We start from the raw sequence: 4589 nt of genomic DNA, 5'->3' as shown, positions 1-4589 counted from the left end.
GTAAGTGTCAGTTTGGATTGAAACTCATCAGGAATCGAAAATGGTCCGCAGTCGACTTGTTGATCTAGTGAAAACCGAATTACCTAGCGCCAAATCGTTCGCTAGTATAAAAATGTAGCCTATCGCACTTCTGGTCGAGTGCTAACGAACTTATGATGCACATGTCATTAGCAGTGCAATTTTAAGTTTATCAATTAGCTAAAGTTTCCCACCTTAACTGCCAGTAAGTTTGCTGTGTTTGAGATGATCTCGACATGACTAGTGTATAAATAGTATGGAGGTTCAAAGTGAAGGCAAGGCAATTTTCCTTACTAAAAATATTGTTTTTGTAATTTTATTTCAGGATTATCGAAACCATCATAAGGATAATTCGAACTAATCTTAATCCATGCTCCTTCAGTTACATTTGCTTTCTTTTACTCACTTCTCGCGACTATTAGTGGCATTTTGAGACAATTTCCTACACTCCTTTCTTTCCCTTAGTTGATATAAATCATGGTTAGAAGAAAACAGAATCACCTGTATTTCTCGATACATGAATCCAAACTGCCCGACTTTTCGTAACTAAATTACAGATAGACACGATTTTTAGTATGGCACGTTTTTGAGGAACCAAGATGTTAGATACCCTCATGCTGTCGCGGATCCAGTTCGCGGCCAATATCAGCTTTCATATTCTCTTCCCGACCATCACCATCGCGTTGGCGTGGATGTTGGTGTTTTTCAAGTGGCGATATAACCGCACACAAGCTCCCGTATGGCTCGATGTTTATTACTTTTGGGTCAAGATATTCGCTCTTACTTTCGCCTTAGGTGTGGTATCCGGCATTACGATGAGTTTCCAGTTTGGTACCAACTGGCCAGGCTTTATGGAACGAGTCGGAAACGTAGCAGGACCATTGCTCGGGTACGAAGTGATGACCGCCTTCTTTATGGAAGCCACCTTCCTTGGCGTGATGCTTTTTGGACGAGGACGAGTGCCAGAATGGGTTCATACTCTCGCCACCGTTCTGGTTGCTGTTGGGACAAGTATGTCCGCATTTTGGATTCTGGTGCTTAACAGCTGGATGCACACACCAAGTGGCTATGAAGTGATTGACGGTATTGTGCATGTAACCAGTTGGAAGGAAGTCATTTTCAATCCTTCTTTACCTTACCGTCTTCTGCACACGCTATTAGCATCGGCGCTGACTGCCAGCTTCTTGATTGCGGGTATCTCGGCTTATCAAATAATGAAAAAGCCAGATCATCGCTCAGCCAAACTTGGCTTAAAAGTCGCGTTGTTCGCGGCGGCTGGATTCATCCCAATTCAAATCTTTGTCGGAGACCTTCACGGGTTAAACACGCTTGAACATCAACCTGCAAAAATCGCAGCAATGGAAGGCGTGTGGGAGACCGAGCAAGGCGCGCCTCTTCTTCTGTTTGCGATGCCAAATGAAGAAACTCGCAGCAATGATTTTGAAGTGGGCATCCCTAAGCTGGCGAGTTTGATTCTTACGCATGACCTAGACGGGGAGATCCAAGGACTTAACGAGTTTGCACCTGATCACCCGCCAGTGAAGCCCTTGTTCTTTGGTTTCCGCGTGATGGTTGGTGTAGGTGTTCTTATGCTGCTAGTTAGCTGGTATGGCGCGGTGAAGCTAGCACGCCAAAAAGCGCTACCTAAACCTTACCTGTACACAGTGTTAGCCATGACGTTCTCTGGTTGGATAGCCACACTAGCGGGTTGGTATGTTACTGAGATTGGTCGACAGCCTTGGCTAGTCAGCGGTGTATTGCGTACATCAGAAGCCGTCACCACGGTTGCGAGCAGTAGCGTGATGACTTCGCTCATTATGTACTTAGCCATTTACGCTGCATTGCTGGTTGCGTACATCCATACCCTGTTCTATTTGGCGCGCAAAGACGTTGCAGCCCATGAAGTCCCACTGACACAACAAGAGGCCTAATCATGCTCGACTATCTACCAGAAATTTATCTTCTGCTGCTTGGCTTCTCGGTCTTTATGTATGCCGTGCTCGACGGCTACGACCTTGGCGTCGGCATCCTATTGCCAAGTGATAATGAAGCTCAGCGTGACCGAATGATAGCGTCTATTGGCCCGTTCTGGGACGCAAATGAAACGTGGTTGGTGTTAGCCGTCGGTATTCTGCTGATTGCCTTTCCTACCGCTCATAGCTTGATTTTGACTGAGCTTTATATGCCGACCGCGATTATGCTGATCGCTCTGATCATGCGTGGCGTAGCGTTCGACTTCCGAGCCAAAGCAAACTCGGATCATAAACCTCATTGGGATTGGTGCTTCCGAATTGGATCTCTAGTCACCGCGCTAACCCAAGGTTACATGGTCGGCCGTTACATCATGGGATTTGAACAATCAGCCGAAGCATTTGGCTTTGCTTGGTTAAGTGCACTTTGTGTAACGGCGGCGTATGTTTACATCGGTGGCGCATGGTTGGTACTGAAAACGGAAGGTGATTTGCAAATACGCTCGGCGCGTTGGTCTCGCCGTGCGGGTTGGTTAGCAGCCTTGGGAATTTTGGTGGTGAGCGTTGTAAACCCGATTGTAAATCAACAAGTTGCCCTGCGTTGGTTCAGCTTCCCAGAAGTCTTGTTGCTTGCTCCAGTTCCGCTGATTGTGTTTGCGACCATCTTCCTCGTTGATCGCTATTTGCGTCAGGTTCCAATGGTGAACGATCTGGGTGTGCGCTGGCCTTTCTTTGGTGTCACCGTCATTTTCGCGTTGAGCTTTCTCGGTCTTGCGTATAGCTTCTTCCCAGAAGTTGTGCCGGGGTTGATGACCGCACAACAAGCGGCCTCCTCACCTGCGACATTAATAATCGTGGGCTACGGTGTGATGATTGTTATGCCGGTGATATTGCTTTACACCTTTGTGGTATACCGGATCTTCAAAGGCAAAGCGACAGAACTTAGCTACAAGTAGGAAAGGGAATTCCTCAACAAAGCGCCGCTGCTCATGCGGCGTTTTTTTTTGCAGTACTCAACGACTAAAGTATCTACCCAAGGCGACTGAGTGGGAACGCTGAGAGAATGTAGCGGCAGCCAGTAGTTTGTTCCTAACTAGAACGAGATAACCGTTTCTCAACTATAGCGATACAGGCACAAAAACAGAAAGAACATTTGATGTTACAAAAGGTAGACCGCCACTTTAAAACGCTTTGAGTATTTTTTTTGCGCTCAATGAGGTGCAAGTATACTTATGCTTTTTATGACTTGTGAACACTCAATTGCATGTTATGTTGCTGTTGAAATAGTACATGAAATAAGGACAAGAACATGAAGATACGATGCGAAACGACGCAAAGCATTGAAAAATTTAACCCAGATGACCTCAATCCAAACACAGATCTCTTTGTTATGATTGCTGTTGTATTCGTGTTCATGGCTGTTTTGCTTAGCATCTAGTAGCAATACGTTCATTCTTGTGGCCGTATTCATACCTCATGTGATATGGGTGCTAAATTCTAGATTAAAGCGGATGGGCTAACCCGCACCAATCAGATTATGGCTGCCTCTGTATAGCTTCTTCAATTTTGGCGTTGTATCGAGGTGAGATATGAACAGTTGGCTTGTAGATAGAGTTGCGTTTGCACTCTGAGTACTCTTATGTACTTTCAATGATGCATTACTTTAGTGCAGATATGAAAAAAGGCCTGATAAATCAGACCTTTTAGAATGTGGCGGTGAGTGAGAGATTCGAACTCTCGATACGTTGCCGTATACACACTTTCCAGGCGTGCTCCTTCAGCCACTCGGACAACTCACCGAATCAAATTTTGGTTAGCATCATTGGCTAACGAGGCGCTAATTTAATGATTATGTGCCTGATGGTCAAGGCTAAACATAAAAAAAAGCGCCCTTTTCGAATCGATTGCTCACTAAGTAACTAAATTGAGCAAAACTGGGGCATTTACATGCTTTGAGAATAACCGGGAACACGGAACCAACGGCGGCACATGTCCAAGAAGTACCCATACAACACACCCATGCCACAAGAAATAACAGCGTTACTTGCCACTGCGGTCACAATTTGATCTGTAGACGCGCCAACTGCGAATAAAATACCCGCATAAACTGGAGATTGAAATAGTACATAAGCGACCAGATCAGAGATGTTCTTCATAAAGGAAGACGGTGACACCTTACTACCTTGATGCAGCACCCAATCACGAAAAACCCCATACGGCCAAGCAATAGCGATATTCACTGGAATCGATAGCGTACGCGATGCTAGAGATTGCTCAAATGTCATCCCTGAAATCAAAATCTCGACAATCATCCCTGTGATAAAGCAAAAAACAACCATAGCAAAGGTATCCGCTGCGGCGTGACGAATACAAAATGGTCCACGAGACTTCATTTACAAAACCCTTAAAATCAAACACTGCAATTAATAAAAATAATAAAACTATTAACCACCAAAAAGACACCAAGCCAGTTAATGATGCAATTAGAGCACACAAAAACTAGCTTATGGCTCTGTATTTAAAATTAAGTTGTAAATTTATAACCAACTTTTAAAGTAAAAGTAGTTTTTTTCACCAATGGCGAGTAAAAACGCCTAAAAT

The 4589-nt window shown here is 44.7% G+C and carries 4 protein-coding genes and 1 tRNA gene; 3 read left to right on the top strand and 2 right to left on the bottom strand.

The features are described 5' to 3' along the window. The first annotated feature begins 617 nt into the window (after nt 1–617). The 3 genes from CAG68_RS10285 (at nt 618) to CAG68_RS22485 (ending at nt 3426) form a co-directional block, all read left to right on the top strand. Complete coding sequence (locus CAG68_RS10285; RefSeq protein ID WP_086046618.1) at nt 618–1949, top strand: cytochrome ubiquinol oxidase subunit I; 1332 nt, start codon at nt 618–620, stop codon at nt 1947–1949. 2 nt (nt 1950–1951) lie between these two features. Further along, nucleotides 1952–2944, top strand: a complete 993-nt coding sequence (locus tag CAG68_RS10280; protein WP_054729600.1) for a cytochrome d ubiquinol oxidase subunit II — start codon at nt 1952–1954, stop codon at nt 2942–2944. Between the two features lie 353 nt (nt 2945–3297). Further along, complete coding sequence (locus CAG68_RS22485; protein ID WP_257789285.1) at nt 3298–3426, top strand: hypothetical protein; 129 nt, start codon at nt 3298–3300, stop codon at nt 3424–3426. A 273-nt stretch (nt 3427–3699) separates the two neighbouring features. Here CAG68_RS22485 and CAG68_RS10275 read toward each other — a convergent pair. Both CAG68_RS10275 and CAG68_RS10270 read right to left on the bottom strand, forming a co-directional pair. After that, nucleotides 3700–3787 (bottom strand) — tRNA-Ser (locus CAG68_RS10275). A 144-nt stretch (nt 3788–3931) separates the two neighbouring features. After that, nucleotides 3932–4381 carry an L-alanine exporter AlaE gene (locus CAG68_RS10270; protein ID WP_005378276.1) on the bottom strand — a complete coding sequence of 150 codons (450 nt, stop codon included), beginning with the start codon at nt 4379–4381 and terminating at the stop codon, nt 3932–3934. Between the last annotated feature and the right edge of the window lie 208 nt (nt 4382–4589).

The sequence above is a fragment of the Vibrio sp. V42_P2S4T144 genome (assembly GCF_009904715.1).
Classification (GTDB): domain Bacteria; phylum Pseudomonadota; class Gammaproteobacteria; order Enterobacterales; family Vibrionaceae; genus Vibrio; species Vibrio alginolyticus.
The sequence above is the reverse complement of the archived record's forward strand: the minus strand, read 5'-3'. Positions and strand labels throughout refer to the sequence as shown.